Here is a 26,083-nt window from a genome sequence, read left to right as displayed (position 1 = left end):
GATCGGGGGATGCCGATCGACCAGCACCTGCTGCTCGCGTTTCTGCTGACGACGACCATCGCGATGATCACGCCCGGGCCGGACATGTTGTTCATCCTCGGGTGCGGGATGCGCAGCGGCCCGCGGGCCGGCTTGCTGGCGACGGCCGGGGTTGCGACGAGTGAGGCTGTCCACGTCGCGGTGGCGGCGGCTGGTTTGGCTGCGCTGTTCGCGGCGGTGCCAGTTGCGTTCACCGCAGTGCGGGTTGTTGGTGCTGCGTACTTGATCTACCTCGGGGTGCAGACGATCCGGCATCGGAACGACGCCATCGACGATGCGCCGGCCGGCGCGGCGATGTCTGGGCGGAGGGCTTATCTGACCGGACTGAGCACGAACCTGCTCAACCCGAAGATGGTGACGTTCACAATCGCGTTCCTGCCGCAGTTCGTGGTGCCGGAGCACGGTCGGGTGTGGCTGCAGTTCGCGGCGCTCGGCGCGATCCTGATCGTGCTGGAGTTCCTTGTCGACGGCACGGTCGGCCTGTTGTCCGGGCGGATCGGCGGCTGGCTGCGATCCCGGCGTACGGCCCGCCGCCGGATCGACACGGCGACGGGCGGGATCTTCATCGGCCTCGGGGTACGGCTCGCGTTGCTGCGTTAGCCGAGGTTCTCAGACCAGGCCGAAACCGCCGGTCCAGGCGACCTTCTCGCCGACCGCGAGCGTGAGCTGCAGGAACCCGACCGCCTCGAGCTCGCGTGCCCGCTTCAACGGCCCGGCGTCGACCGCCTTGAGCCCGCCCGCGGACACGATCCCGGCGAACTGCGCCTTGGCGTCGGCGTCGTCGCCGGCAATCAGGACGGTGGTCGGAACCTCGCCCACCTGGCCCGACGCGACCGTCGCCGCGAACGTGGTGTTGAAAGCCTTCAGAACCTTGGAGTCCGGCAGCTTCTCGGCCAGCTCGGCCGCCGCCGAACCGTCTGCCGGCACGACCAGCGAGTCGAAGGTCTCGAAGTTCAGCGGGTTGGTGATGTCGACGACGACCTTGCCGCTCAACTGGTCGGCGCGATCGGCGAGGACCTGGTCGATGGCCGGGTACGGCACGGCGAGGATCACGACGTCGCCGGTGACCGGCTTGTCCTTGTCGGTGGAGTTGAACAGCTCGACGGTGTTGCCGCCCCTGGCGACGACCGACGAGATTGCCTGCCCCATGTTGCCGCTACCGATGATGCTGACGTGCGTCATGCTCAAGCTCCTTTTAGTTGTGCGTTCAACCATCACGGTAGCGCAGGAAAGTTGTAGCTACAACCTTTTGCTGCCAGAATATTGAGATGAGCACTCGATGGCTGGACGACGCGGAGATGACCGCGTGGGTGCGGCTGGCCGCCGTACTCGAGCTGCTGCCCGGCGTACTCGACTCCCAGCTCCGGCGCGACGCGGAGCTGACGCACTACGAGTACTACGTGATGGCGATGCTGTCCGAGGCGCCGAAGCGCACGCTCCGCATGACCGCGCTGGCCCAGCGAACGAACGCGACCCTCCCCCGCCTGTCACACGTCGTGAAGCGGCTGGAGGACCGCGGGATCGTCGAGCGGTTCCCTTGCCCGGAGGATGCGCGGGCGACGAATGCACGGTTGACCGCTGAGGGCTGGAAGAAGATCCGCGCGACCGCGCCCGGCCATGTCGCAACGGTCCGCCGGCACGTCATCGACGTACTCACGCCTGAGCAGATCTCGCAGCTGGCCGACATCACCGGAGCGATCCTGGAGTCGGTCGATCCGGAGGGCAATCTCAGCGAGGTGTACCGGCGCTGAGCTGCCGACCGGTCCCGGCGTCGTGTTGGATGCCGGTATGGATGATGCTGAGGTGGCGGTTGCGGCCGCGGAGGCCGGCGCTGCGGTGATCCGGGAGAGATTCGGCGGTCAGCTGGAGCGGTACGCGAAGGTGGGGACCGACTTCGCGACGGAGGCCGACCTCGAATCCGAACGCGCGATCATGGCGGTCATCCAGGGCGCCCGCCCGGACGACGCGGTCGTCGGCGAGGAGTACGGCGCCAGCGGCGAGGCGGACCGCACCTGGTTGGTCGACCCGCTCTGCGGGACGCTCAACTTCGCGGCTCAGAATCCGCTGTTCTCCGTGAACGTCGCACTTCGCAGTCCGAGCGGCGATGTCGCCGCGGTGGCCCAGCCCCTGACCCACGAGATCTTCTGGACCGACGGCACCACGGTCTTCATCCGTCAGAACGGCGCCGAGCGGCGCGCCGTACCCTCCGCGGTCTCGCGGCTTGTGGACATCGACGTCGACGGCACCGGGCCGTTCCTGGGCGCCCAACTCCTGACAGACGAGAAGCTCCGCGCCGCCTTCGCCCTCCGCGTCTTCTCGACCACCCTCGCCCTGGCCTGGGTAGCCGTAGGCCGCCAAGCCGCCTACATCGCCGACAACGTCAGCCCGACCAGCGTCCACTTCACCGCCGGCACCATCCTCTGCCAAGCCGCCGGACTCCCCGTCACCAACTTCCACGGCGACCCTCTCCACACCACCCCCGGCCTCCTCGCCTCCGCCTCCCCCGAAACCCACACCCAACTACTCGGCTTCCTAGCCCCGCAGCTATCCGAGTCGAAAGCCGGCAGTTTCGAGTAGCTGCTTAAGGCGGATTTCTCATGTATCGCGGTGGGTTGTCGATGACTCCGTCTGGTTAAGGGGGAGGAACTTGTCATGAGCAACACACTCGAACCACATCGGAGGCGGACCAGGACCGTACGGCGTTCTCACCGTCGTCTGATCGTCACGATCAACATTGCCCAGGCTGTCATCGCGCTGCCGTGTCTCGTCGCGGCGTACGGGCTGGCCGAGCACCTGGTCGCAGCTCAGGAGGCCGTCGGGCCGCATCAGGTCGCGAGCCGGACAGCTCATTGGCCGGTCGACTTCTCGATCACGCTGAACATGAGTCTGCTCATCGTCGGCGCCGCGGCGGGTGCGGTCGGCAGCGTCATCCAGCAGAGCATGACGTTCGCTCGGACGTCGAGCCCGAATCACCAGGTCGCGTGGTACATCATGCGTCCGCTGTGGTCCGCGCTGCTCGCCTCGGTCTCGGTGATCGCCGTGAACACCGGCCTCATCAGCATTGGCGACGAGTCCACCTCCAGCGCCGGCGTCGCCGTACTGGTCCTGACCGGCGCGCTCACCGGCCTGTTCACCGATCAGGCGCTGAACCGCCTGCGCCGCATCTTCAACCGCCCACCTCGCGGAGGCGCGTGACCCGCAGTACTGCGGTCAGCATCGGGAGGGTGAATTCGCCCTGCGCGGTCTCTGGTCTGGTCGCGAGGTACGCGCGGATGCGGGCCAGCGTGGCGTCCCGTTCGCCGTCCGGCATCACCAACATGCCCGCGCGGGTGGCGAGGGTCGCGACGAGCGAATCCGCCGTACGCCGCTGCCCGTGCGGGAACTCGGCCTGCTCCGGCTCACCGAACCACGCCCCCGGGAGCTGCATGCCGGCCGCCTCGACCCGCCAACTCGCAGGCGTGTCGCGCGGACCGATCGCCGCGGGCCCACTCACCTGAGCCAGCCCGTCAACCCACTCGACCCGGTCGTCCATGACATTCCACAACCCGGCGAGAACGCCACCAGGCACAAGCACCCTGGCGATCTCCGGCCCAGCAACAGCCATGTCGAACCAGTGCATGGCATTCCCGGCCACCACCACATCAACCGCCCCATCCGGCAGCGGTATCCCCTCAGCACCACCCGCCAACGCCCGCACCCCCGGCAACCCCCGCCGCAACTCCCCCACCATCGCCGCATCAGGCTCAACCGCAACAACGTCAGCCCCCAACTCCACCAACGCCGCCGTCAACTTCCCCGTCCCAGCCCCAAGATCAAGCACCCGCCGACCAGGCGCCCCCTCCAACACCCACCCCACCGCTTCGTGCGCATAACCCGGCCGATGCTGCGCATAAGCAGAAGCCGCCACCCCGAACGCCGATGCAAGCTCCAACCGCTCCCCATCACTCATCCTTCGACGCTACCCAGCCCGCGGTTAGCATCGAAGTACGAGGACGAAGGATGTCATTGGGCGTCGGCCGCTCAGGGAAGCAGATGACTGGTATGAATTCCGATCCGAACCAGAGCCACGATGCTCAGCTGCCTGGGCTGACTGTTCAACGCGAACTTCCTACCGTGGCATTACAGGCCCGCTTGATGGGAACCCTCGAGATCGACACGTCAACCAACTGCCTGGTAGTCCGCATCCCCGTCAGCACCGCACCCGGCACCCACACCCTCCACGACGTCGATGTCGCCTGGCCTCCGGGCTGGGGTGTCGAACTGCGCGACGACACCCCAACCCTGATCGACGCAACAGGCCAACCAGCCGCCCGCCCGGGCGACGAGGTTGACATCGGCGGAGGCTTCGTAGACACAGCCAGACTCAACCTCGTCCCGTGCACAACCCAAGAGCGGATCTTCCAGGCGTCCACATTCACCCGCGCCTGAACGAGTCCTCGCTGCAGGCCGAGCGCTCCGAGTTGCGGCCTTCGTTCAGCCGACGAAGGCGACTGTGTTGCCGTCCGGGTCGCGCACGATGAAGTCGGTGCCGCCCCAGGCCTGCTTGGTGAGCTTCTGGGCCAGCTCCACGCCCGCCGCGAGATACTCGGCGTACAACTCCTTGACGTTTCGAGCTTCGATGAAGGCCATGATGAGCCCTTCCTCGAGCGCGGTGTCCGCAGCGAACACCGGCTCGTGCACGAACCGCAAGTGCAAGGTGGCGTCGTCGCGCGACACCGAGCCGTAGAACGGCGGGTGCCCGTGCAGAAAGTCGACACCGAACCCCAGGCGATCGCGATAGAACTCGGCGGCCGCCTGTACATCGCGAACGAACAGGACCGGCCGCGCGGCCCCGAGCAGGACGGGCTTCGGAACTTCGGGTGATCGCGGCGAGGCATCCTCGACGGCCGCCTTCAACGCGGCCCAACTGTCGTAGCCCGCCTCAAGCGCAATGATCTCCTGCGCGTCCGCAAGCTTGAATTCCAGCGCGAGCGATTCGGGATCCGTCACATCGCGATATCGCGGCAGCTGGCGGATGCGGCCACCGACCGAGTAGTTGCCGTCACGGTGCCATCGCAGGAGCTGCTTGGCTTGCTTCTTGTACGTTTCGAGTGTGGGCATGGCGTCCCTCCCAGGGTTGAACTGGAGTAGGTGGGCCTTGCCCTTTCGGCGTCGTACGCCGCTGCGCCCCGGACTAGAAACTAATCCCGCGCTTTCGCACGAATTTAGCACGACCGATTACCTGGCCGCCCCGATGCACCCGGCGCACGCTCGCCGAGTCGTGGATTTCGGCTGACTCCAGCAACCCAGATCCACGACTCGCGCTTCCGACCCCGAACCATTCACCACGACTCGCCGCCCAACGGGCCACACCCGCTGGTCTACATCGACGACTGCCTGATTCGCCAACGCATATGTCGCACGCCCGTCGGATTGATGGTCGTACCAATCGTTGCGTGCTCGCCGTTGCTCCACCAGGCAGAATCCCCGTCAACACTCCACCCCGACGAAGCCGGCCAACAACTGAGCCGCCGCGAAGCGGTGGCCGATTGGGGTGCGGAGGGTGGGGTTAGCGGAAGTCTCGGGATTTGGTGCGGGCGGCTAGGGGGAGGCGTTCTAGGTGTTCGGCAGAGAGGTTGGTTACTTCGCCGGCTCGTTCTACGCGGCCTCGGATGATGAGTGCCGCGGCATTGCGGGCTACGGCGGCGTGGTGGTGCCAGCAGCCTACGGTGATGACGATGTTGGCCATGCCGGTCTCGTCCTCGAGGTTCATGAAGGTGACACCGGAGGCGGTGGCCGGGCGTTGGCGGTGGGTGACGACGCCGGCTACCCGGACGCGGGTGCCGTTGGGGGCTTCGCGGAGTTGGGCGGCGGACAGGATGCCTTCGGCGCGGAGTTTTTCGCGGACGCGCTCCATCGGGTGGCTGGTGGTGGTGATCGAGGTGGACCACAGGTCGGCCATGTCGGCCTCGATGTCACTCATGCCGGGCAGCGTCGGCGGCGGACCGGCCGCGGTGATGCCGGCCAGCTGGCCGGGGCGCTCCTCGGCTGCGCGGCCTGCCTCCCACAATGCCTGCCGCCGGTCGAGTCCGAAGCAGTCGAACGCGCCGGCTGTCGCGAGCGCCTCGACCTGGGCCGCGGTGATCCCGGTACGCCGGACCAGGTCGGCCATCTCGGTGAACGGCCCGCCGCGCTCCCGCTCCTCGACGATCAGCTTCGCGCCCTTCTCCCCCACCGTGCGTACTTCGGACAACCCGAGCCGGACCGCGAACACACCGTCCCGGCGATGCGCGGCGTTGTCGAACGGCGCCTTCGGATCGAACGGACCCACCAACGGTTGCGGGTCCGCGAGACAGTCCGGCGACCCGGTCGGGCCGGTGCGCTCCTGTCCGTCGACCAGCAACTCGAGCCCTGCGTCGACTCCCGAGAGATGCAGGTGCGGACGGCGTACTTCGACGCCGTGGCGGCGGGCGTCGGCCACCAGGGACTGGGGTGAGTAGAACCCCATCGGCTGGGCCCGTAGCAGTGCGGCCAGGAACGCGGCCGGGTAGTGCAACCGCAGCCAGGTGCTGGAGTAGACGAGCAGCGCGAAGCTGATCGAGTGCGATTCGGCGAACCCGAAGTTTGCGAACGCTTCGATCTTCTCGTAGATCTCGTCGGCCAGGTCGCCGGTGATCCCGTTGCCCGCCATCCCGGCGTACAGCTTGTCCTTCAGGGACGAGATCTTCTCGATGCCGCGTTTGGAGCCCATCGCCCGGCGGAGCAGGTCGGCCTCGTCACCGTCGATCTCGCCGACCGCCATCGCCATCTGCATCAGCTGCTCCTGGAACAGCGGCACGCCCATCGTCCGCTCCAGCACCGGCCGCAGCTTCGGGTGCAGATAGGTGATCGGCTCCTCCCCGGTCCGGCGGCGGATGTACGGGTGGACGGCGCCGCCCTGGATCGGGCCGGGGCGGATCAGCGCGATCTCGGTGACGAGGTCGTAGAACCGTCGCGGTTTCAGCCGCGGCAGCGTCGCCATCTGTGCGCGGGACTCGACCTGGAACACGCCGACCGAATCCGCCCGGCAGAGCTGGTCGTAGACGCCGGCCTCCTCCCGCGGGATCGTGTGCAGCTCCCACGACTCGCCGATCTGCTCGCGGACCATATCCAGGCAGTACTGCAGTGCGGCCAGCATGCCGAGCCCGAGCAGGTCGAACTTCACCAGCCCCATCCACGCGCAGTCGTCCTTGTCCCACTGCAGGACGGTCCGTTTCTCCATCCGGGCGTGTTCGATCGGCACGACCTCGCCGACCGGGCGCTCGGTCAGCACCATCCCGCCGGAGTGGATTCCGAGGTGCCGCGGGAACTTCAGCAGCTCGGTCGCCATCGCCACCACCTGCGGCGGGATGTCGTGCTCGGTCGAGGTGATCTCCGGACTCCAGCCGTCCACCTGTTTCGACCATGCGTCCTGCTGACCGACGGAGTACCCCAGTGCCTTCGCCATGTCGCGGACGGCGGACTTCGGGCGGTAGGAGATCACGTTCGCCACCTGGGCGGCGTTGTGACGGCCGTACTTGGAGTAGACGTGCTGGATCACCTCCTCCCGCCGGCCGGAGTCGAAGTCGACGTCGATATCCGGCTCCTCGGCCCGGGTGGTGGCCAGGAACCGCTCGAACGGCAGGTTGTAGAGGATGCTGTCCACCGCGGTGATGCCGAGCGCGTAGCAGACCGCCGAGTTCGCCGCCGAGCCGCGGCCCTGGCAGAGGATCCCGTTGTCATGCGCGAATCGGACGATGTCCTCGACGATCAGGAAGTACCCCGGGAAGCCCTTCGCCTCGATGACGTCGAGCTCCCGCTCCAACCGCTCGTAGGCATCCGGCCGCTGCGCACGAGTCCCGTACCGCCTCGCGGCGCCGGCGAACGTCAGCTCCCGCAGCCACGACATCGGATCATGACCATCAGGTACGTCGCGCAGCGGCAGCTTCGGCTTCGCCCTCGCGAGGTCGAACGCGAGCTGGTCGGCCAGTGTCACCGAGCGCGCGACGGCCCCGTCGTACCGCCGGAAGCGGACCGCCATCTCCTCCCCCGAACGCAGGAACGCCATCCCGCTCGGCGGCAGCCAGCCGTCCATCGAGTCCAGGTCGCGCCTGGCCCGCACCGCGGCCAGCGCCGCCGCCAGCTTGTGCTTCGCCGGGGTCGCGTAGTGAACGTTGTTTGTGGCAACTACCGGGAGGCCGCGGTCGGCGGCCAGGTCGGCCAGGATCCGGTTCCGCAGGGTGTCCGCGGGCAGGTGGTGGTCGATCAGCTCGACGACCACGCGGTCCTTGCCGAACAACCCGGTCAGTCGATCCAGCTCACGTCCTGCGGCGGCCGGACCGTCGGCGTGTCCGCCGAGCTCCAACGCCTGCCTGACCAGACCTTTGCGGCAGCCGGTGAGAATCAGCCAATGGTTGCGGCCGACAGCGGCCAACTCCTCCAGCACATAGACCGGCTTTCCTTTCTCCCCTCCGGCCAGCTGCGCCTCGGTGATCGCGCCGGCCAGCGTGTGATAGCCGTCCTGCCCCTCCGCCAGCACCAGCAGGTGACTGCCCTCGGGGTCGGCCACGCCGTTCTGCGGGCCGGTCAGCCCCAGCGACAGCTCGGCACCGAAAACCGTCGGCATCGAGTACGCCGCTGCGGCCTCGGCGAACCGCGCCGCGCCGTAGAACCCGTCGTGATCGGTCAGCGCCAGCGCATGCAGCCCCTGGCGGACCGCGGCCTCGATCAGATCCTCCGGCTGGGAGGCGCCGTCCAGGAAGGAGAAATTCGAGTGGGCGTGGAGTTCGGCATACGGCACGGTGTGCTCGGGGCGGTGCACGGTGTCGGGGACATACGGCCCGCGATGCTGTGACCACGCCGGGCTGTCACCGCCGTCGCCCGTCACCGGCCGGCCGCCGTGGCTGCCCGGGCGGGAGCGGTCCGACAGCTTGCGCTCCAGCTCCGACCACTTAATCGGTGGATTGTTGTAGCCCATCGCACTCACCTCCCGTCGCGAACAAGACTAGAACATATGTTCGACAGCACGCAAAATGAGTGGCAGACGGGACGAGCGGATTGATACCTTGCCGTGGTCCGTGACACCACACCCGGAGGTGATGCCCCCATGAACGCTGCAGAGCAATGGGTGCTCCCCCTGTCGTGGTCACGGGCGGGCGACTGACGTAGGTGTCAGCCGGGAGCGCCACGACAGGCTCCCGAAGGGAAACACCTATGAACACTTTGACGCTCTCGCGTGTCGCAGAGAATCAGTGGCACGCGATCGAGAACGATCTCGTCGTCGGCCGCGGGCACGCTGCGCGGCGGCTCGACGGCAGGACGTTCCTGAGCATCGACACCTGGCGCGAGGCGGTCTTCGACCGGCTCGCCGCCGCAATGCTGGCCGATCTGGCCGATCAGGAGGCACCGCAGTACACCGTGGTCGACGAGACCGACCGCGATCTCATCGCCAACTGGGAACGCGCCGGATTCACCCGCGAACGTCGCGAGTCGGAGTTCGTCGTACCCACTGAGCTCACGCCGGCGGACGCGCCACCCGGAGTGGTCATCACGACCGCATCCGAGGCTCCGCTGCGCGAGCTGGACCGCGCGATCCGCGCGGAGATCGAGGCGACCGTCGGCTGGCAGACGATGCCCGCGGAGGTGCTGCCCTGGCAGGGCGGCACGAGACCGCTCGACCCGTCGAAGTACACGGTCGCGACACGGGACGGTCGGTACGTCGGAATGGTCCGCGTGGCGACGATGACCCGGCGCCCGCGCATCGGACTGGTCGCAGTGCTCACCGCAGAACGGCGGCACGGTATCGCCCGCGCCTTGCTGACCCGAACCCTCAGCGGACTGCATCAGGCCGGCTTCGAAGCGGCCACGGCGGAGGTCGACGAGACCAACACGGCCGCGCTGGCGTTGTTCGACGGGCTCGGCGCCAAACGCACAGGCGGCAGTCTGGAACTCATCAGCCGGCCGGGAAGGGTCTGATCATGCCTAGAACAGCAGGCGGCATCGAGGTCGAGGGCACTGTCGTCGAGTGCCTCCGCAACGCCAACTTCCGGGTCGAACTCACCAACGGCCACAAGGTCCTGGCCCACATCAGCGGCAAGATCCGCAAGAACTACATCAAGATCGTCCTCGAGGACCGCGTCCTGGTCGAACTGAGCCCCTACGACCTGGACCGGGGCCGCATCATCTTCCGCTACCGGAACTGATCCATCTCACACACCTCCCGTCGGGATCAAGACTAGAACATATGTTCGATCAAGCGGTAATCTGAAAACATGCTTGGTCGGTTTACGGTTCGCCCGGCCGACGACGGATCCAACGGGTTCGGCGTCTGGGACGGTGCGGTCAACGGGTGGCGTGCGACAGGGATCGACGACGAGGAGAAGGCCTACGAGTTAGCTTCCGATCTCGACGTCCAGTACGACGCCCACGGTCCACGTGCCGCCGACAAGGTGCGGCACGTGGATCCGGCACAGCCGGTTCAGCGTGCCGCCTGGGCAACCGGCGAGCTGGACGTCTGGATCAACGACAACGGCCAGTGGCTGGGTCGGGTCCGGGACAAGGACGGTCACGTCACCTGGGTCCCGGGCACCGACCTGCGCCCGCTGTAGCACCGGCTACTTCACGTAGCTGACCGGCGTCACCGTCGGTGCCTCCGGCAGCAGTTCGGACAGGTAGTGCCCCCGGATCCCGTTGATGTAGTGCCGGCTGCGGTTCGTCAGACCGTCCGGCGTCTGCATCCGGCCCTTGGTCACCAGAATGCCGAGGTCGGCGCCCTTGAACCGGTAGTCGCCCGGCCCGTACACGCGCAGGTAGAACGCCTCGTCCTCGTGCGTGACGTCGTGCCAGTCGTTGGCCGCACCCGCGAAGACCAGGCCGCCGTCCTCGGTCAGGTGCCAGGTGCCGGTGCGCGGCGCCTCGATGATCCGCTCGACCCGGTCGGTCGGTTCCTTCATGATCAGCTGCGCCCACACGTCGACCGCGGCCAGGTCGCGCCAGCGTTCGTTGATCTCCGCGACGTCGATCGTGTAGTCCGCGTCCATGAACTCGAGCAGGTGGAACAGGAACAGCGGCACATCGGCGTACGCCCCGGCGGTCACGTTCGTCATCGACGACGCGCCCGAGATCCGCGGGTTCAGCTCCCCCAGGTAGACCTCGTCGGTAGCCAGGTCCACCAGTACGTCGATCTCGAGGAAGCCGAGGTACCCCTCGACCGCGAGCCGATCGCCCAGCCGCTGCACGTGCTCGATCGCCAGCGCCCGCTGCTCCACGGTCAGCGCCTCGGGGAACAAGTCGTTCCCGCACCAGCCGCCCTTGTACGGCGTGAGCTCGGGGTAGCCGGTGAGGTCCGTCATGAACGGCCCGACGATCGTGCCGTGCCGGGTGATGCAGGCCTCGACCGCGGCCGCCTTGTTGTCGATCCGCTTCATCACCTTCAGCTGCTCGCCGATGATGTCCGCGGCATGCTTGTCCCAGTCCTTCTTGCGGGCCAGGAAGAACGTCGTCTTGCCGGAGTCGCCGTACGGCGTCTGGACGACGAGGTCACGCCCGAGCCCCGCCGAGGCCGCCAGCTCCTTCAACGACTTCCACGACGACGCGGTGCCGATCACGTTCGGCACCGACGGCGCGCCGGCCTCGTTGCCGAGCTGGGTGGTGACGATCTTCGAATCGAGCCGCCGCCGCAGTTCGTCCGACGGCAGGATCAACTGGTAGCCGAGCTCACGGCAGATGTCCTCGGTCTCGGAGTCGAAGAACACCATCACGATCATCGGCGTCCCGCCGCGCTTGCGCAGATACGCCTGCACCTCCGGATCGCGGAGGAGGTAGTTGTTGATCTCCTCGCCGGACTCGAACTCGACGTACGGCCGTTCCTTCGGCGCGAACACCCGCGGATGCGCGCCGTCCCAGGAGTCGTAGTAGACGACGTACTGGAAGTTCCGCACCCACCGGTCGATACCGAGCAGGTTGAACGCGGTCGGCCCGAAGAAGTAGATCGGCTGGGTGTTGGTCCGGAAGAACGTGCGGATCTCGGCGATCCCGTTCAGCTTCTGGTTCATCGCCCTCCCCTCGACCCTTCACAGTAAGGCGGGGAACGGCGCCCTGTCATCGCGTCATAGGATCGAGCTGCGCGGCCGCGGTGCGATCGCGTCGAACGTGCGCAGCGTGTCCTGGAGGTACGCCGGATGCTGGGCGTCGGGCCAGCTCGACAGCTTCACGCACACGGTGCGGGCACGCCGCCCGACGTACAGCATCTGGCCGTGGATCCCCAAGCAGAGCAGGACATTGCCCGACGGCCCGGCCCGGAACCAGAACTGGTTGCGGTACCACCCGCCGGGGAACGACGCCGCCGCCGGTGACGCCAGGAAGTCGCTCCGTGCCGTCGCGTCCACCGCCCATGCGCGACGCGACCACTTCGGCGCGTCCAGCAGGAACAACCCGAAGCGCAGCACATCCAGAGCTGTCGCCGCCAGACCACCGTCGTGTACGGCGGTGCCCTGTGCGTCGGTCAGGAACTCCGCGTCGTGCTCCGCGCCCATCGGCGCCCACACCAGCGCCGACACCAGCTCGGCCATCGGTGCGCCGCCCGCACGCTCACACACCCACCCGAGTACGTCGGACTCCGCCGACCGGTACAGGAACCGGCTGCCGTGCGGCGCCTCCGCCTCCAGCTCGGTCAGGAACTCGTACAACGGATGCTTGTCCGCCAGCCACCGATCGAGCCGCCGTACGTCGGACGACGGGTCGCTGTAGTCCTCCACGAACCGTACGCCGCTACGCATGTCCAGCACCTGCCGCACGGTCGCACCGGCGTACCCGCTGCCTTCCAGCTCCGGGACGTACGACGTCACCGGCGCATCGAGCTCCAGCCGACCGCGCGAGGCCAAGATCGCCGCCACACAGCCGACGACCGACTTGGTGATCGAGAACAGCGCCTGCGGCTGGTCGAGCACCCCGCCCGAGGCGAGCACGGCCCCGTCGTACGCGATGACGAAGGCATCGGTGTGCGGGTCCGCGAGCGCCGGCAACCCGTCGGCCGGCCGCGCCGGAAGCGCCCGCACCGGACCGTCCCCGCGGGAGACACGCTGGGTCGGCAGTGTGCCCGGCCAGAGCATGGTGCGATCGTAGTCGCATGGCGACCAGCGACGACCGGATGACCGGCTTCCCGCCGGCGGACGAGTCACTCGTCGATCTGTCCGGCTGGCAGGATGCATCGAACGTCCGCTGGGCATTCCGGCACATGCGCGAGCTGATGCCGACGCACGTGATCCCCGGTGACCCGAAGTACGTCCGTCCGCTCCCCTCCGCGCTCGACCCGTTCGTGTGCACGACACCCGTCACCCGTCTCGACGGCAGTACGGCGACCGCTGACGACGTGTGGGCCGGCACCTGGACCGACGCGCTCCTCGTTCTGCACAACGGCACGATCGTCGACGAGCAGTACCTGTCCGGCATGACCCCGCACACTCCGCACCTGCTGATGTCGGTGAGCAAGTCGATCGTCGGCTGCGTCGCGGGCATCCTCGTGCAGCGCGGTGTCATCGACCCGGACGCTCCGGTGACGAAGTACGTGCCCGAGGTGGAGGGCAGCGGGTACGGCGGCGCCACCGTCCGGCACGTGCTGGACATGCGGACCGGTGTGGCCTTCCGGGAGACCTACCAGGCCGCAGACGCCGAAGTACGCGTGATGGAGCGGTCGATGGGCTGGCGTCCTCCGCAGGAGGGCGATCCGGTCGGCGCGTACAACTACCTGACCACTCTGGGTACGGCGTCCGAGCACGGCGGACCGTTCACGTACCGGTCCGCCGACACCGACCTGCTCGGCTGGGTGTGCGAGCGGGCGACCGGGACGCGGATGGCCGACCTGGTCTCGCGGCTGGTGTGGATCCCGATGGGCGCCGAGTGCGCCGCGGATATCACCTGCGACCCGGTCGGTACGGCGGTCCACGACGGCGGGATCTCCGCGGTCGCACGGGACGTGGCCCGGTTCGGACAGCTGCTCCTCGACGGACACATCGTCCCGCCAGGCTGGCTCGACGACGCGTGGCATCCGCCCGCCGACGTACGGGACGCCTTCGCGGGCACCGACAACGAGCCCGTCCTCCCTGGTGGGTGGTACCGCAACCAGTTCTGGTTCGTGCCCAACCATCGTGGCACAGCCCTTGTCTGCTTGGGGATTCACGGTCAGATGGTCTACGTCCACCGCGAGACCCGGACCGTCGGCGTGAAGCTGTCGAGCTGGCCGGACCCGCAGAACGCGTCGTACCTGATCGACACCCTGCGGACGTTCGGGGCGATCGGCGCGGCTCTGGACGGCTGATTGTTCGGATGCCAAACTCCGAAGATGAGCCGCTACGGTCAGCAGTTCGGCCCGGACTTCACGTTCCTCGGCGTCCCGGTCTGCGATCTCGACGACCCGGCGTCGTACGCGGACGCCCAAGTGGTGATCCTCGGCGCGCCCTTCGACGGCGGTACGTCGCACCGCCCCGGGGCCCGCTTCGGCCCGATGGCGATCCGGATGCGCGACTATCTCGGCCACGACGGATCGCGGCCGAGCCTCGCGCTGCGCACCGACGGCCTGGTCGACCTGAACGTCGTCGACGCCGGCGACGTGGAGATGTACTCCGGTGACATCGAGGTCGCGCTGCCCGCGCTCGAAGCAGCGGTGGAGAAGGTGACCCGCTCCGGCGCGATCCCGATCGTGCTCGGCGGCGACCACTCGATCGCGTTCCCGGACGCGAAGGGCGTCGCGAACGTGCTCGGCCACGGCCGGATCTCGATGCTGCATTTCGACGCGCACGCCGACACCGGCGACATCGAGTTCGGCTCGTTGTGGGGCCATGGGCAACCGATGCGCCGGCTGATCGAGTCCGGCGCGCTGCGCGGTGACCGGTTCCTGCAGATCGGTCTGCGCGGCTACTGGCCGCCACCGGACACGCTCGACTGGATGGCGCAGCAGAACATGCGCTCCTACGAGATGACCGAGATCGTGCACCGCGGGCTGAACGAGTGCCTGACCGAGGCGTTCACGATCGCCACCGACGAGTGCGACGGCGTGTTCCTGTCCGTCGACATCGACGTCTGCGACCCCGGCCACGCTCCCGGCACCGGCACGCCCGAGCCCGGGGGTCTGTCCGCGCGCCAGTTGCTGGACGCCGTACGCCGGATCTGCCTCGAGCTGCCCGTCGCCGGGATGGACGTGGTCGAGGTCAGCCCGCCGTACGACCACGCCGATATCACCGCCGCGCTGGCCAATCGCGTCGTACTGGAAGCGGTGTCGGCGATCGCCCGCAAGCGCCAGGACGAACGGGACGGGACCCGGTGGGATCCCGCCCAGCCTTTGTTAGGTAACCGACCAAAGTCGGTCTGACCTGTTCCCAGCAGCGGCAGCCGAGTGCCACACTCCGAGGAGGGTGGCAGGTGGCGGGGACGGGCGGGCACCTCCATCGAGGGGAGGCACCATGGCGATGACCGTGCAGCAACTGTTCCGCCGTAAGCCGGTTCCGGAGATGTCGCAGGAGAGCGGTACGGACACCGGCCAGAGCGAACTGGTCCGGACGATCGGGCTGTTCCAGCTGTCCATGTTCGGTATCGGCGCCACCATCGGCACCGGTATATTCTTCGTTCTCGCACAGGCCGTGCCGGTCGCGGGTCCGGCGGTGATCTGGTCGTTCGTGATCGCCGGCGTGGTCGCCGGTCTGACCGCGATCTGCTACGCCGAGCTGGCCAGTGCGGTCCCGGTGTCGGGTTCGTCGTACTCGTACGCGTACGCGACGCTGGGCGAGCTGCCCGCGATCGGGGTGGCCGCGTGTCTGCTGCTGGAGTACGGCGTATCGGCAGCGGCGGTCGCGGTCGGCTGGTCGCAGTACCTGAACGAGTTGTTCGACAACCTGTTCGGCTTCACGCTGCCGGACAAGTTGTCCCAGGCGCCTGAACAGGGCGGCGTCTTCAACCTGCCCGCGGTCATCCTGGTGGCGCTCTGCACGCTGCTGCTGATCCGCGGTGCGAGCGAGTCGGCCAAGACCAACGCGGTGATGGTGTGCATCAAGATCGGCGTGCTGATCCTGTTCATCATCCTGGGGCTGAAGGGCTGGGACTCCAACAACCTGTCCGACTTCGCGCCGTTCGGCATCACCGGAATCACCTCGGCGGCCGGCATCATCTTCTTCTCCTACATCGGTCTGGATGCCGTCTCGACCGCCGGTGAGGAAGTCAAGAACCCGCGGCGAACGATGCCGCTGGCAATCTTGATCGCGCTCGTCACGGTCACCGGGCTCTACATCGTGGTCACGCTGGTCGCGGTCGCGGCCCAGCCGTCGGACCAGTTCCAGGACCAGGAGGCCGGGCTGTCGGCGATCCTGGAGAAGGTGACCGGATCGTCGTGGCCGGCCACGGTACTGGCCGCGGGCGCGGTGATCTCGATCTTCAGCGTCACGCTGATCGTGATCTACGGGCAGACCCGGATCCTGTTCGCGATGGCTCGCGACGGCATGATCCCGGAGCTGTTCCACCGGGTGAACCCGCGCACGCACACCCCGGTGCCGAACACGCTGATCGTCGCCGTGCTGATTGCTCTGCTGGCCGGCCTGATCCCGATCAACTTCCTCGCCGAGATGACCAGCATCGGCACGCTGGTCGCGTTCCTGGTGGTCTCGATCGGCGTGATGGTACTGCGCCGTACGCACCCCGAGCTGCCGCGCGGCTTCAAGGTTCCGGGCTATCCGGTCACGCCGGTGCTGTCGATCCTGGGCTGTCTGTGGATCATCAAGGACCTGCGCGCGGTGACGATCTACGTGTTCCTGATCTGGCTCGCCGTCGCCCTGATCTGGTACTTCGCCTACGGCTTCAAGCACTCGCACCTCGGCCGGCACGAGCACGTCGGGCTGATCCACGACGAGGACGGACCGCAGCCATGACGATGATCGTCGGCTACGCCTCCGACGAGCGGGGCAAGGCCGCCCTGCACCTGGCCGGCATGCTGGCCAGGTCCGCGGCCGACGACCTGATCGTCTGCACCGTCGTACCCGCGCCGTGGGTTCCCGGGATGGCGCGGGTGGACGCGGAGTACCAGGACTTCCTGGCGCAGAGCGCGGATCAGGCGCTGGAGCGGGCCCGGAACTTTCTGCCGGACGATGTTCCCGCGACCTACGTCCGGCACAGCGCCCGGTCGGCGCCGGCCGGGCTGCTCGAGCTGGCCGAGCAGAACCACGCCAGACTGATCGTGCTCGGGTCGTCGTCGGCCGGTGCGTTCGGGCACATCGCGCTGGGCAGCGTCACCGACCGGTTGCTGCACAGCTCGCATGTGTCGCTCGCGCTGGCCACCCGCGGTTTCCGCTGCCCTGCAGACCGCAAGGTGTCCCGGGTGACGGCGGCCTTCGGCGGCACCGAGACCGCCGAGGACCTGGTCCTGGCGGCCGCCTCGGTCAGTGCCGAGGTCAACGCATCGTTGCGGATAGCAACGTTCGCGGTCTGGGCCCGGCCGGCCTACACGACCAGGCTGGGCACCGACTCCGAGGACCTGGTGATGCAGGAGTGGCGGTCCGAGCTGGACAAGACGGTGACCGCCACACTCTCGCAGGTGCAGGACCTGCCTGAGCATCCGCGCTCGGTCGAGACGGTGATCGGGTCCGGTACGACGTGGTCCGAGGCGATCGACGAGATCGGCTGGGAGGCAGGTGACGTCCTGGTGATCGGGTCGAGCGAGCTCGGACCGGTCGCACGGGTCTTCCTGGGATCACGGGCGACCAAGATCCTGCGGCACTCCCCCGTCCCGGTGCTGGTGATCCCGCACCGGCGGGCCGAAGAACTGGCCGAACGAGCCGAACACGGCACTGAGGACTGACCATGCACGAGGTCGACCAAACCACCGAGCAGATGGTGCGCAGCGTCCTCGCGTACGCCGAGAACCGGCTGCGGATGAACCCGGTCCCGCTGGACAAGTCCACGATGCCCGCGCACGAGCTGTACGAACGGCTCGACGGGCTGATCCGGGACGCGCCCCGGCAGCCGGACGAGGTCCTCGGCGTCTACTCGTCGGTGATCGCGCCGAGCGTGATCTCGGCCGACAGCCCGCGCTTCCTCGGGTTCATCCCGGCCGCGCCGACCAAGGCCAGCCTGCTGTTCGACATGCTCGTCTCGTGTGCCTCGATCCAGGGCATCTCCTGGCTCGAGGCCTCGGGTGCGATCGCGGCCGAGAACACCGTACTGCGGCTGATCGCCGACGAGGCCGGCCTGCCCGCGGGCACCGGCGGCTGCTTCGTCTCCGGCGGATCGGCGGGCAACCTGTCCTCGCTGGCAGTTGCCCGCGAGACCGCGAAGAAACGACTGGGCACCGATCGACGGCTGCGGGTGGTCGTCGGCACCGACGCCCACTCGTCGATCGTCAACACCCTGCGCCTGCTGGAACTGGACGCGCTCGTCGTCGACACACCCGACCACCGGCTGACCGCGGAGACAGTACGGTCCGCGGTCGAGGCCGATCCCGACCCGTCGGACGTCGCCGCGCTGGTGTGTACGTCGGGCACCACGAACGCCGGCATCATCGACGACCTGGCCGGCTGCGGCGCGTTCGCGCACGAGCGCGGCTGGTGGTTCCACGTCGACGGCGCGTACGGCGGCTCCGGCATCTTCGCCCGCTCGCTGCGCCCGAAGTACGACGGGATCGAGCAGGCCGACTCGTTCATCCTGGACCCGCACAAGTGGCTGTTCACGCCGTTCGACTGCTGCGCCGTGCTCTACCGCGAACCCGAGCTGGCCAGGGCCACGCACACCCAGGACGCGTCGTACCTCGACGTCATCCACACCGCTGGCAACGTGGCCGGCGAGTGGAACCCGACCGACTACGCCTACCACCTGACCCGCCGCGCCCGCGGCCTACCGCTCTGGTTCTCGCTGGCGGTGTACGGCGTGGACGCGTATCGCGAGGCGATCGAAAAGGCTGCCTGGCTGGCACAAGAAACGGCCGCGCTGATCAAGCGCGAGTCGCACCTGGAGTTGATCCGCGAGCCCGATCTCGGTGTCGTCCTGTTCCGACGGATCGGCTGGTCGGGCAAGGACTACGACGACTGGGCGCGGCAGTTGCACGAGGACGAGATCGCGTTCATCCCGCCGAGCAAGTGGGAGGGCGAGACGATCGGCCGGTTCGCGTTCCTGCACCCCGACACCACCCTGGACCTGGTCCGCGAGGTGCTTGCCCGGACCAAACCATGAGCGACCTCCTCGAACTCTTCCCGGCCGGCAGCCGGCTCGATGCCGACGGCACCTTGATCGTCGGCGGCTGCCGCGCGGACCACCTGGCCGCCGAGTTCGGTACGCCGGTCCTCGTCGTCGCCGAGCAGGCACTCCGCGCCCGCGCCCGCGAGTACCGCGACGAACTCACCACCCGCTGGCCGAACTCGCGCGTGGTCTTCGCGTCCAAGGCCTTCCCCAGTACGGCGATCCAGCGCGTGATGGTCGAGGAAGGACTCGGCCTGGACGTCGCGGGCGGCGGCGAGATCCTGACCGCACTCAAGGCCGGCGTCGATCCGGCGCTGATCGTGCTGCACGGCAACGCCAAGAGCGACGAGGAGATCGCGCTCGCGGTCGAGCACGGCATCGGCCTGGTCGTGGTGGACAACGCCGACGACGTGGACCGGCTCGAAGCGACAGGTCGCCCGCAGGACGTACTGGTGCGGATCATTCCGGGCGTCACCGCGGACACCCACGCGCACGTGCTCACCGGACACGAGGGCTCGAAGTTCGGACTCGCCCCGGCGGACGCAGCCAGGTTGATCCAGCGGATCGAGCACAGCCCGCGGCTGCGGATGCGCGGTCTGCACGTCCACGTCGGTTCGCAGATCCTCGACGCCGAGCCGTTCGCGGAGTCCGTCGCGCCGGTGGCCCGGCTCGGCGAGTTCGAGATCTACGACCTCGGCGGCGGGCTAGGAGCGCGGTACACCTGGGCGGACAAGCCGCCGAGCGTGGCGGCGTACCTCGACGCGCTGATCGGCGCGGCGAAGCAGCACCTCCCCGCCTCCGCGGAGCTGATCATCGAACCTGGACGCAGCATGGTCTGTACGGCGGCGACCACGATCTACCGCGTCGCCACGGTGAAACGCGGCGCGATCACGTTCGTCGCGGTCGACGGCGGGATGGGCGACAACCTGGAGGTCGCGTTGTTCGAGCAGCGGTTCGAGGCAGGCATCATCGGGCGCTTCGACGAACCCGGCGAGACCGTGACAGTGGTCGGCCGGCACTGCGAGAGCGGTGATGTCCTGGTCGACGGCGTACCGCTGTCCGATCCGAAGGTCGGCGACCTGCTCGCGGTCCCCGCGACCGGGGCGTACTGCTACACGATGGCGAACAACTACAACGGCAACCGCCGGATCCCGGTCGTCTTCGCGAACGACGGCGTCCCACGTCTCGTCGTACGGCGGGAGACGTGGGACGACCTCATGGCACGAGATGTGGATCAGCCCTCGAAGCCGTGATGGAGCATGACGTGCTTGATCCGCGTGTAGTCCTCGAGACCGTACATCGACAGGTCCTTGCCGTAGCCGGAGTGCTTGAAGCCGCCGTGCGGCATCTCGGCGATCAGCGGGATGTGGGTGTTGATCCAGACGCAGCCGAAGTCGAGCCGGGCGGACATCCGGGCCGCGGTGGTGACGTTGGTCGTCCAGACCGAGGAGGCCAGGCCGTACTCGCTGTCGTTGGCCAGCCGCAGCCCTTCGTCCTCGTCGGCGAACTTCTGCACGGTCAGGACCGGACCGAAGATCTCGGTCCGGATCAGCTCGTCGTCCTGCTGCAGGTCGGCGACGATCGTCGGCTCGTAGAAGTACCCGCGGTCGCCGACGCGGTGTCCGCCGGTGGTCACCCGCGCGTGATCGGGCGTCCGCTCGACCAGGCCGGCCACGTGCCCGAGCTGGTTGGCGTTGTTGATCGGCCCGTACAGGATGTCCTCGTCGGCCGGGTCGTACCCGGTCCGCGTCGCCCGCGCCGCATCGGTGAGCGCGGCGACGAACTCGTCGTAGATCCCTTGCTGCACGAGCACGCGGGTGGCCGCCGTACAGTCCTGGCCGCCGTTGAACAGGCCGGCCACCGAGATACCTTCGATCGCGGCCGGGATGTCCGCGTCGTCGAACACCACCACCGGGGCCTTGCCGCCGAGCTCGAGGTGAGCCCGCTTCACGTCGGCCGCGGCCGCCATCGCGACGGCCATCCCGGCCCGGGTCGAGCCGGTGATCGAGACCAGCTGCGGCACCTTGTGCTTGGTCAGCGCGGCCCCGGTGTCACGGTCGCCGCAGACCAGGTTGCAGACACCCGGGGGGAAGATCTCCTGCATCTTCTCGACCATCCAGTACGACGACGCGGGGGTCGTGTCGGACGGCTTGAGGACGACCGTGTTGCCGGCGGCCAGCGCCGGGGCGAACTTCCAGACCGACATCATCATCGGGTAGTTCCAGGGCGCGACCTGCGCGACCGGGCCGATCGGCTCGCGGCGGATCGACGAGGTGAAGCCGCGCATGTACTCACCGGCCGACTTGCCCTCCAGCACCCGGGCGGCGCCGGCGAAGAAGCGGATCTGGTCGACCATCGGCGGGATCTCCTCCGACCGGGTCAGCGCGACCGGCTTGCCGGTGTTCTCGCTCTCGATCGCGATCAGCTCCTCGGCGCCGGCCTCGATCACGTCGGCGAGCTTCAGCAACGCGTGCTGCCGCTCGCTCGGCGTCGACCAGCGCCAGGTCTCGAACGCACTCGCCGCGGCCGTGAAGGCCTGATCGACGTCGTGTTCGTCCGAGTTCGGCGCGGAGGCGTACACCTCGCCGGTCGACGGGTTGACGATGTCCATCATCGCCCCCGAGGCAGCGGCCTGCACCTTCCCGTCGATGACGTTGTGGAAGACCTTCTTGTCCGGCATCAGACCCACCCCTCCGCAGCAGACGATCCAATCCCCCAGTTCTCTCAATCTAAAGCTCACCCACTGACGAGGAGAAGGCCATGACTCATCAGGCGACGCATCCGCTCGAACCACTGGATGAGCACGAGTTCCGGCAGACGGCCGCGGTCCTGCGCCGCGACGAGGAGCTCGGCGGGTCCTGGCGGTTCGCCGGGATCGAGCTGCTCGAGCCGGACAAGACGGCGGTCCGGGCCTGGCGACCGGGCGACGTCGTACCGCGGGCTGCGTTCGCCGTGCTGTGGAACCGGGCCGACAACCAGACCTGGGAAGCCGTCGTCGACCTGACCGGCGACCGGGTGGTGACCTGGACACACGTGCCCGGCGTGACGCCGAACTTCACCACCGACGAGTACCACGAGGTCGACGAGGCGATGCGGGCCCACCCGGACGTCGTTGCCGCCCTGGCCGCGCGGGGCATCACCGACCTGTCCCTGGTGCTGATCGAGGTCTGGACGTACGGGAAGGCGCTGATGCCGGAGAAGTACCGCGACCGCCGGCTCGGGTGGTGCGACATCTGGTACCGCGACACGCCGGAGAGCAACGCGTACGCGCACCCGGTCTCCGGTCTCAAGGTCGTCGTCGACATGAACACGCTCGAGCTGCTCGAGCTCGAGGACGACCACGATCACGGCCAGCCCGAGGTGAACGCGGAGTACGCCCCCGGACCGTGGACCGGGACGCTGCGCACGGATCTCAAGCCACTGGAGATCACCCAGCCCGAAGGCGTCTCGTTCACGCTCGACGGCACCGAGCTGCGGTGGCAGAACTGGAACCTGCGGCTCGGCTTCAACCACCGCGAAGGGCCGGTGATCTACCAGGTCGGCTACGGCGGCCGCGACATCGCCTACCGGATGTCGTTCGCGGAGCTGATGGTCCCGTACCGCGACGCCTCGTTCGACCACTACCGGCGTACGGCGTTCGACATCGGCGAGTGGGGTCTCGGGTTCATGACCACATCGCTCGAGCTCGGGTGCGATTGTCTGGGCGAGATCCGCTACCTGGACGCCGTACTGCACGACACCCGCGGCGAGCCCTACACGATCAAGAACGCGATCTGCCTGCACGAGGAGGACAACGCCGTGCTGTGGAAGCACGTCGACCACACCAACGGCGCCGAGGTACGCCGGATGCGCCGGATGGTTGTGTCGTGCCACGTGACGGTCGCGAACTACGAGTACCTCGTGTATTGGCGCTTCTACCAGGACGGCAACATCGAGTGCGAGGTCCGGGCCACCGGGCTGATGGTGACGACGCCGTTCGGCGCGGACGGTGCGCCGCCATCGACGGGGACCGTGGTCGACAAGCAGACGTACGCGCCGTTCCACCAGCACTTCCTGGTCGCCCGGCTCGATCTCGACGTGGACGGCGACGGGAACACGGCGTACGAGGTCGACTCGCGGGCGCTGCCCGTGTCGGACAGCAATCCGTACGGTCTGGCCGTGGTCACCGACGCGACGCCGATCCGCTCCGAGTCCGAGGCCGCCCGCGACTTCAATTGGTCCACCCAACGATCCTGGAAGGTCGCGAACCCGAACCGGGTGAATGCGCTCGGCACCCATCCGGCGTACAAACTCGTCCCGAGCGCGTCGATCCCGCCGCTGATGGACCCCGGTACGCCGCAGTTCCTGCGCGCGCCGATCATCGGCCACACGCTGTGGGTGACCCGCCAGCACGACGAGGAACGCTGGCCGTGCGGCGACTACCCGACCCAGTCCAGCGCCGACGACGGCATGAGCCGGTGGATCGCCGACGACGAGTCGCTGGAGAACACCGACCTGGTCCTCTGGTACGTCTTCGGCATCCACCACATCACCCGGGTCGAGGACTGGCCGGTGATGCCCGCCGACACGATCGCGTTCTGGCTCAAACCGTTCGGTTTCTTCGACCAGAACCCGTCGATCGACGTACCGCCGTCGGTCAAGGCGGACGGGGAAGTCTGCCGGCACCACCCGGAGTGAGGGTCAGCCGGGAGCGGTGTTCGGCCGCGGCTTGGGCTTGGGGGTCGGCTTCGTCCCCGGCTTCTGCTTCTCCGAGTCGGGCGGCTTCGGGTTCGGGTTGCCGATCATCTTCTTCGGCGGGTTCACGAAGCGCTCGACCGGGAGGCCGCGGATCGCGCCCTGCATGGCCGACTGCCAGAGCGGGCCGGCGGTGCCAGAGCCGGTCGGGTCGGCGATGTCCACGCCGTTCAGCGTGTGGCGGAACATCAGGTTGGTGTACGGCAGGGTCGCGTCCGCGACGACCGCGGCGGCGGCGAGGTTCGGCGTGTAACCGGCGAACCACACGGCCAGGTTCTGCTGGATGGTGCCGGTCTTGCCGGCCATGTCGCGCGTCCCGAACCGCAGGCGGCCGCCGGTACCGCCCGGCATCATCACCTGGCTGAGGACCCGGTTGACCCCGTCCGCGACCGCACGCGGCAGCGCCTGCCTGCAGTCGATGCCGGGCCCGGGGATCGACTTCGCGGAGTTGTCCCGGATCGACGTGACGACGAGCGGCTTGCAGTACTTCCCACGCGCCGCGAACGTCGCGTACGCGTTCGACAGCATCAGCGGCGTCACGTACCCGACGCCCAGCGTCATCGACGCCACCTGGTCGAGCGGCTCACCGGTCTGGCCGTTGTACATCCCGAGCTTGGCCGCGATCTTCGCGATCGGGCACAGCCCGGTCCGTTGCGACAACTGCAGGAAGTACGTGTTGGTGGAGAACCGCGCCGCCTCGACCATGGTCAGGTCACCGCTGTGCGTCGAGTTCTTCGGCTGGTACGTCGGATCGCGCGTGTACCCCGTACAGGTCTTGAACTTCTTGTTCCGCAGGTCGATCTGCTCCGGCGAGTTGATCCGGTAGTCCATCGGGATGCCCCTGGACAGGGCCGCCGCGATCGTGAACGCCTTCATCGTCGAGCCGTTCTGGAACCCGCCGAACCCGCCGGCGTACGACTTCTCGACGTTGTAGTTGTAGTTCGTGTGGTTGCGCCCGTTGCCGTACGGCTTGCTCTGCACCATCGCCTTGACCAGCCCGGTGCCCGGCTCGACCACCGTGATCGCCGCGACCGCGGAGTCGGTGCGCTTGCTGTGCTTGTCGATCGAGGCCTGCGCGGCCGCCTGGATCCGCGGGTCGATCGAGGTCCGGATCAGCAGGCCGCCGGTCTTCAGATAGTGATCGCGGTCCTTCGGGGTCGCGCCGAGCGCCGGGTTGGTCAGCAGCTTGGCGACCACGTAGTCGCAGTAGAACGGGTACCGCGAGTTGGCGCAGCCGTTCGGCACCGGCTCGACCGTGGCCAGGTTGATCACCGGCGTCCGCAGCGCCTGGTTGGCCTGGTAGAGCGTGATCACACCCAGTTCGAGCATCCGCTTGATCACCACGTCGCGGCGCGCCTTCGAACGGGCCAGGTCGTTCGTCGGGTCGTACCCGGTCGGGTTCTTCACCAGGCCGGCCAGCAGCGCCGCCTGCGGGAGCGTGAGTTCGTCGGCCGTGGTCCGGAAGTAGTGCTGCGCGGCCGCCTGGACGCCGTACGACCCGTCGCCGAAGTTCACCACGTTCAGGTACCGCTCAAGGATCTCGTCCTTGGACAGCTGGTCCTCGACCGCGATCGCGTAGCGCAGCTCGGCCAGCTTGCGTTCGTAGGTGACCGCGGTCGCCGCGGCGCGCTCCGCCGCGGTCCGGGCCTTCTCGACGAGGCTCATCTTCACGTACTGCTGGGTGATGCTCGACCCGCCCTGCTGCACCTCGCCCTCGGTCTGGTTGCGCAGCATCGCGCGCAGCGTGCCCTTCAGGTCGAGTGCGCCGTGGTCGTAGAACCGCGAGTCCTCGATCGCGACGATCGCCTTGCGCATGATCGGGCTGATCGAACTCAGCGGGACCGGGACGCGGTTCTGCTCGTACAGCGTGGCGATCAGCGTGCCGTCCGCGGCCAGGATGCGGCTGCGGACGGCCACCGGATCGATCTCGAGATCCTTCGGCAGGTTCCCGACGCTCGCCGCGACGTCAGCCGATCCGCGCCCGGCGAACCCGGCGAACGGCACCGCAAGCCCCGCCGCCAGCGCGCCAGACAGCACGCTCACGCCGATGAACGTGATCAACGACCGAGCCCAATTGCGACCGCCCCTGCCGGTACGCATACCT

At 68.1% G+C, this 26,083-nt stretch carries 23 protein-coding genes; 15 read left to right on the top strand and 8 right to left on the bottom strand.

Translation table 11 applies throughout. The annotated features are described in order from the left end of the window. Nucleotides 1-9 precede the first annotated feature (9 nt). Nucleotides 10-639 (top strand): LysE family translocator, encoded by a 630-nt coding sequence (locus EV645_RS30310; RefSeq protein ID WP_130447475.1) that lies wholly within the window; start codon nucleotides 10-12, stop codon nucleotides 637-639. A 9-nt stretch (nucleotides 640-648) separates the two neighbouring features. Here EV645_RS30310 and EV645_RS30305 read toward each other — a convergent pair whose 3' ends face one another. Then, nucleotides 649-1,221: an NADPH-dependent F420 reductase gene (locus EV645_RS30305; protein ID WP_130447474.1), complete on the bottom strand. Its 573-nt coding sequence runs from the start codon at nucleotides 1,219-1,221 to the stop codon at nucleotides 649-651. An 86-nt stretch (nucleotides 1,222-1,307) separates the two neighbouring features. On the opposite strand from EV645_RS30305, the gene EV645_RS30300 reads away from it, so the two are divergent. The 3 genes from EV645_RS30300 (at nucleotide 1,308) to EV645_RS30290 (ending at nucleotide 3,234) form a co-directional block, all read left to right on the top strand. Beyond that, the gene (locus EV645_RS30300; protein ID WP_130447473.1) at nucleotides 1,308-1,790 is read left to right on the top strand and encodes a MarR family winged helix-turn-helix transcriptional regulator; all 483 of its coding nucleotides are present in this window, start codon (nucleotides 1,308-1,310) and stop codon (nucleotides 1,788-1,790) included. Between the two features lie 37 nt (nucleotides 1,791-1,827). Further along, nucleotides 1,828-2,616 carry an inositol monophosphatase family protein gene (locus EV645_RS30295; protein ID WP_130447472.1) on the top strand — a complete coding sequence of 263 codons (789 nt, stop codon included), beginning with the start codon at nucleotides 1,828-1,830 and terminating at the stop codon, nucleotides 2,614-2,616. A 75-nt stretch (nucleotides 2,617-2,691) separates the two neighbouring features. After that, entirely contained in the window at nucleotides 2,692-3,234 is a 543-nt protein-coding gene (locus EV645_RS30290; RefSeq protein WP_130447471.1) for a hypothetical protein, read from the top strand. Here the strand turns inward: EV645_RS30290 and EV645_RS30285 are convergent. Continuing rightward, a complete protein-coding gene (locus EV645_RS30285; RefSeq protein WP_130447470.1) occupies nucleotides 3,206-3,988 on the bottom strand; it encodes a class I SAM-dependent methyltransferase in 783 nt (260 codons plus the stop codon). The genes EV645_RS30290 and EV645_RS30285 overlap by 29 nt on opposite strands. A 185-nt stretch (nucleotides 3,989-4,173) precedes the next feature. Between EV645_RS30285 and EV645_RS30280 the strand changes: the two genes are divergently transcribed. After that, the gene (locus EV645_RS30280) at nucleotides 4,174-4,467 is read left to right on the top strand and encodes a hypothetical protein (protein WP_130447469.1); all 294 of its coding nucleotides are present in this window, start codon (nucleotides 4,174-4,176) and stop codon (nucleotides 4,465-4,467) included. 45 nt (nucleotides 4,468-4,512) lie between these two features. Here EV645_RS30280 and EV645_RS30275 read toward each other — a convergent pair whose 3' ends face one another. Then, complete coding sequence (locus EV645_RS30275) at nucleotides 4,513-5,139, bottom strand: bleomycin resistance protein (protein WP_130447468.1); 627 nt, start codon at nucleotides 5,137-5,139, stop codon at nucleotides 4,513-4,515. 448 nt (nucleotides 5,140-5,587) lie between these two features. After that, nucleotides 5,588-9,013 (bottom strand): error-prone DNA polymerase, encoded by a 3,426-nt coding sequence (locus EV645_RS30270; protein ID WP_130447467.1) that lies wholly within the window; start codon nucleotides 9,011-9,013, stop codon nucleotides 5,588-5,590. Nucleotides 9,014-9,249: 236 nt separating this feature from the next. Between EV645_RS30270 and EV645_RS30265 the strand changes: the two genes are divergently transcribed. From EV645_RS30265 to EV645_RS30255, 3 genes are all read left to right on the top strand, one after another. Further along, nucleotides 9,250-10,011: a GNAT family N-acetyltransferase gene (locus tag EV645_RS30265; protein WP_130447466.1), complete on the top strand. Its 762-nt coding sequence runs from the start codon at nucleotides 9,250-9,252 to the stop codon at nucleotides 10,009-10,011. Nucleotides 10,012-10,013: 2 nt separating this feature from the next. Next, nucleotides 10,014-10,238 (top strand): translation initiation factor IF-1, encoded by a 225-nt coding sequence (infA, locus tag EV645_RS30260; RefSeq protein WP_130447465.1) that lies wholly within the window; start codon nucleotides 10,014-10,016, stop codon nucleotides 10,236-10,238. A 69-nt stretch (nucleotides 10,239-10,307) separates the two neighbouring features. Next, on the top strand, nucleotides 10,308-10,643 hold the full coding sequence (locus EV645_RS30255) for a hypothetical protein (RefSeq protein WP_130447464.1): 336 nt from the start codon (nucleotides 10,308-10,310) through the stop codon (nucleotides 10,641-10,643). 6 nt (nucleotides 10,644-10,649) lie between these two features. Here EV645_RS30255 and EV645_RS30250 read toward each other — a convergent pair whose 3' ends face one another. Beyond that, entirely contained in the window at nucleotides 10,650-12,089 is a 1,440-nt protein-coding gene (locus EV645_RS30250) for a biotin carboxylase (RefSeq protein ID WP_130447463.1), read from the bottom strand. Between the two features lie 54 nt (nucleotides 12,090-12,143). After that, the gene (locus EV645_RS30245) at nucleotides 12,144-13,145 is read right to left on the bottom strand and encodes a serine hydrolase domain-containing protein (RefSeq protein WP_157997181.1); all 1,002 of its coding nucleotides are present in this window, start codon (nucleotides 13,143-13,145) and stop codon (nucleotides 12,144-12,146) included. 17 nt (nucleotides 13,146-13,162) lie between these two features. Between EV645_RS30245 and EV645_RS30240 the strand changes: the two genes are divergently transcribed. The 6 genes from EV645_RS30240 to lysA all read left to right on the top strand — a co-directional run bounded on the left by EV645_RS30240 (nucleotide 13,163) and on the right by lysA (nucleotide 20,498). Beyond that, nucleotides 13,163-14,350 carry a serine hydrolase domain-containing protein gene (locus EV645_RS30240; RefSeq protein WP_198681949.1) on the top strand — a complete coding sequence of 396 codons (1,188 nt, stop codon included), beginning with the start codon at nucleotides 13,163-13,165 and terminating at the stop codon, nucleotides 14,348-14,350. A 24-nt stretch (nucleotides 14,351-14,374) separates the two neighbouring features. Then, complete coding sequence (gene speB, locus EV645_RS30235) at nucleotides 14,375-15,400, top strand: agmatinase (protein ID WP_130447461.1); 1,026 nt, start codon at nucleotides 14,375-14,377, stop codon at nucleotides 15,398-15,400. Between the two features lie 91 nt (nucleotides 15,401-15,491). Beyond that, complete coding sequence (locus EV645_RS30230; protein WP_130447460.1) at nucleotides 15,492-16,946, top strand: amino acid permease; 1,455 nt, start codon at nucleotides 15,492-15,494, stop codon at nucleotides 16,944-16,946. Beyond that, a complete protein-coding gene (locus EV645_RS30225) occupies nucleotides 16,943-17,872 on the top strand; it encodes a universal stress protein (RefSeq protein ID WP_130447459.1) in 930 nt (309 codons plus the stop codon). Before EV645_RS30230 ends, EV645_RS30225 begins: the two co-directional genes overlap by 4 nt. A gap of 2 nt (nucleotides 17,873-17,874) precedes the next feature. Next, on the top strand, nucleotides 17,875-19,239 hold the full coding sequence (locus EV645_RS30220; protein ID WP_130447458.1) for a pyridoxal phosphate-dependent decarboxylase family protein: 1,365 nt from the start codon (nucleotides 17,875-17,877) through the stop codon (nucleotides 19,237-19,239). After that, nucleotides 19,236-20,498 carry a diaminopimelate decarboxylase gene (lysA, locus tag EV645_RS30215; RefSeq protein WP_130447457.1) on the top strand — a complete coding sequence of 421 codons (1,263 nt, stop codon included), beginning with the start codon at nucleotides 19,236-19,238 and terminating at the stop codon, nucleotides 20,496-20,498. Before EV645_RS30220 ends, lysA begins: the two co-directional genes overlap by 4 nt. Here lysA and EV645_RS30210 read toward each other — a convergent pair. Next, complete coding sequence (locus EV645_RS30210; protein ID WP_130447456.1) at nucleotides 20,480-21,925, bottom strand: gamma-aminobutyraldehyde dehydrogenase; 1,446 nt, start codon at nucleotides 21,923-21,925, stop codon at nucleotides 20,480-20,482. The genes lysA and EV645_RS30210 overlap by 19 nt on opposite strands. A gap of 80 nt (nucleotides 21,926-22,005) precedes the next feature. On the opposite strand from EV645_RS30210, the gene EV645_RS30205 reads away from it, so the two are divergent. Then, nucleotides 22,006-23,922 carry a primary-amine oxidase gene (locus EV645_RS30205; protein WP_130447455.1) on the top strand — a complete coding sequence of 639 codons (1,917 nt, stop codon included), beginning with the start codon at nucleotides 22,006-22,008 and terminating at the stop codon, nucleotides 23,920-23,922. Between the two features lie 3 nt (nucleotides 23,923-23,925). On the opposite strand, the gene EV645_RS30200 is transcribed toward EV645_RS30205, so the two are convergent. After that, on the bottom strand, nucleotides 23,926-26,079 hold the full coding sequence (locus tag EV645_RS30200) for a transglycosylase domain-containing protein (RefSeq protein WP_130447454.1): 2,154 nt from the start codon (nucleotides 26,077-26,079) through the stop codon (nucleotides 23,926-23,928). Nucleotides 26,080-26,083 lie beyond the last annotated feature (4 nt).

Origin of the sequence: Kribbella rubisoli (assembly GCF_004217145.1) — a bacterium.
In the GTDB taxonomy this organism is placed as follows: Bacteria; Actinomycetota; Actinomycetes; order Propionibacteriales; family Kribbellaceae; genus Kribbella; species Kribbella rubisoli.
Note: the sequence above shows the minus strand (reverse complement) of the source record. Positions and strands in the feature narration are given on the sequence as shown.

Excerpts from the sequence above, each read along its gene's own strand:
- EV645_RS30310 (WP_130447475.1), top strand. The coding sequence starts at position 10 with ATGCCGATCGACCAGCACCTGCTGCTCGCGTTTCTGCTGACGACGACC.
- EV645_RS30305 (WP_130447474.1), bottom strand. The coding sequence starts at position 1,221 with ATGACGCACGTCAGCATCATCGGTAGCGGCAACATGGGGCAGGCAATC.
- EV645_RS30300 (WP_130447473.1), top strand. The coding sequence starts at position 1,308 with ATGAGCACTCGATGGCTGGACGACGCGGAGATGACCGCGTGGGTGCGG.
- EV645_RS30295 (WP_130447472.1), top strand. The coding sequence starts at position 1,828 with ATGGATGATGCTGAGGTGGCGGTTGCGGCCGCGGAGGCCGGCGCTGCG.
- EV645_RS30290 (WP_130447471.1), top strand. The coding sequence starts at position 2,692 with ATGAGCAACACACTCGAACCACATCGGAGGCGGACCAGGACCGTACGG.
- EV645_RS30285 (WP_130447470.1), bottom strand. The coding sequence starts at position 3,988 with ATGAGTGATGGGGAGCGGTTGGAGCTTGCATCGGCGTTCGGGGTGGCG.
- EV645_RS30280 (WP_130447469.1), top strand. The coding sequence starts at position 4,174 with ATGGGAACCCTCGAGATCGACACGTCAACCAACTGCCTGGTAGTCCGC.
- EV645_RS30275 (WP_130447468.1), bottom strand. The coding sequence starts at position 5,139 with ATGCCCACACTCGAAACGTACAAGAAGCAAGCCAAGCAGCTCCTGCGA.
- EV645_RS30270 (WP_130447467.1), bottom strand. The coding sequence starts at position 9,013 with ATGGGCTACAACAATCCACCGATTAAGTGGTCGGAGCTGGAGCGCAAG.
- EV645_RS30265 (WP_130447466.1), top strand. The coding sequence starts at position 9,250 with ATGAACACTTTGACGCTCTCGCGTGTCGCAGAGAATCAGTGGCACGCG.
- infA (WP_130447465.1), top strand. The coding sequence starts at position 10,014 with ATGCCTAGAACAGCAGGCGGCATCGAGGTCGAGGGCACTGTCGTCGAG.
- EV645_RS30255 (WP_130447464.1), top strand. The coding sequence starts at position 10,308 with ATGCTTGGTCGGTTTACGGTTCGCCCGGCCGACGACGGATCCAACGGG.
- EV645_RS30250 (WP_130447463.1), bottom strand. The coding sequence starts at position 12,089 with ATGAACCAGAAGCTGAACGGGATCGCCGAGATCCGCACGTTCTTCCGG.
- EV645_RS30245 (WP_157997181.1), bottom strand. The coding sequence starts at position 13,145 with ATGCTCTGGCCGGGCACACTGCCGACCCAGCGTGTCTCCCGCGGGGAC.
- EV645_RS30240 (WP_198681949.1), top strand. The coding sequence starts at position 13,163 with ATGGCGACCAGCGACGACCGGATGACCGGCTTCCCGCCGGCGGACGAG.
- speB (WP_130447461.1), top strand. The coding sequence starts at position 14,375 with ATGAGCCGCTACGGTCAGCAGTTCGGCCCGGACTTCACGTTCCTCGGC.
- EV645_RS30230 (WP_130447460.1), top strand. The coding sequence starts at position 15,492 with ATGGCGATGACCGTGCAGCAACTGTTCCGCCGTAAGCCGGTTCCGGAG.
- EV645_RS30225 (WP_130447459.1), top strand. The coding sequence starts at position 16,943 with ATGACGATGATCGTCGGCTACGCCTCCGACGAGCGGGGCAAGGCCGCC.
- EV645_RS30220 (WP_130447458.1), top strand. The coding sequence starts at position 17,875 with ATGCACGAGGTCGACCAAACCACCGAGCAGATGGTGCGCAGCGTCCTC.
- lysA (WP_130447457.1), top strand. The coding sequence starts at position 19,236 with ATGAGCGACCTCCTCGAACTCTTCCCGGCCGGCAGCCGGCTCGATGCC.
- EV645_RS30210 (WP_130447456.1), bottom strand. The coding sequence starts at position 21,925 with ATGCCGGACAAGAAGGTCTTCCACAACGTCATCGACGGGAAGGTGCAG.
- EV645_RS30205 (WP_130447455.1), top strand. The coding sequence starts at position 22,006 with ATGACTCATCAGGCGACGCATCCGCTCGAACCACTGGATGAGCACGAG.
- EV645_RS30200 (WP_130447454.1), bottom strand. The coding sequence starts at position 26,079 with ATGCGTACCGGCAGGGGCGGTCGCAATTGGGCTCGGTCGTTGATCACG.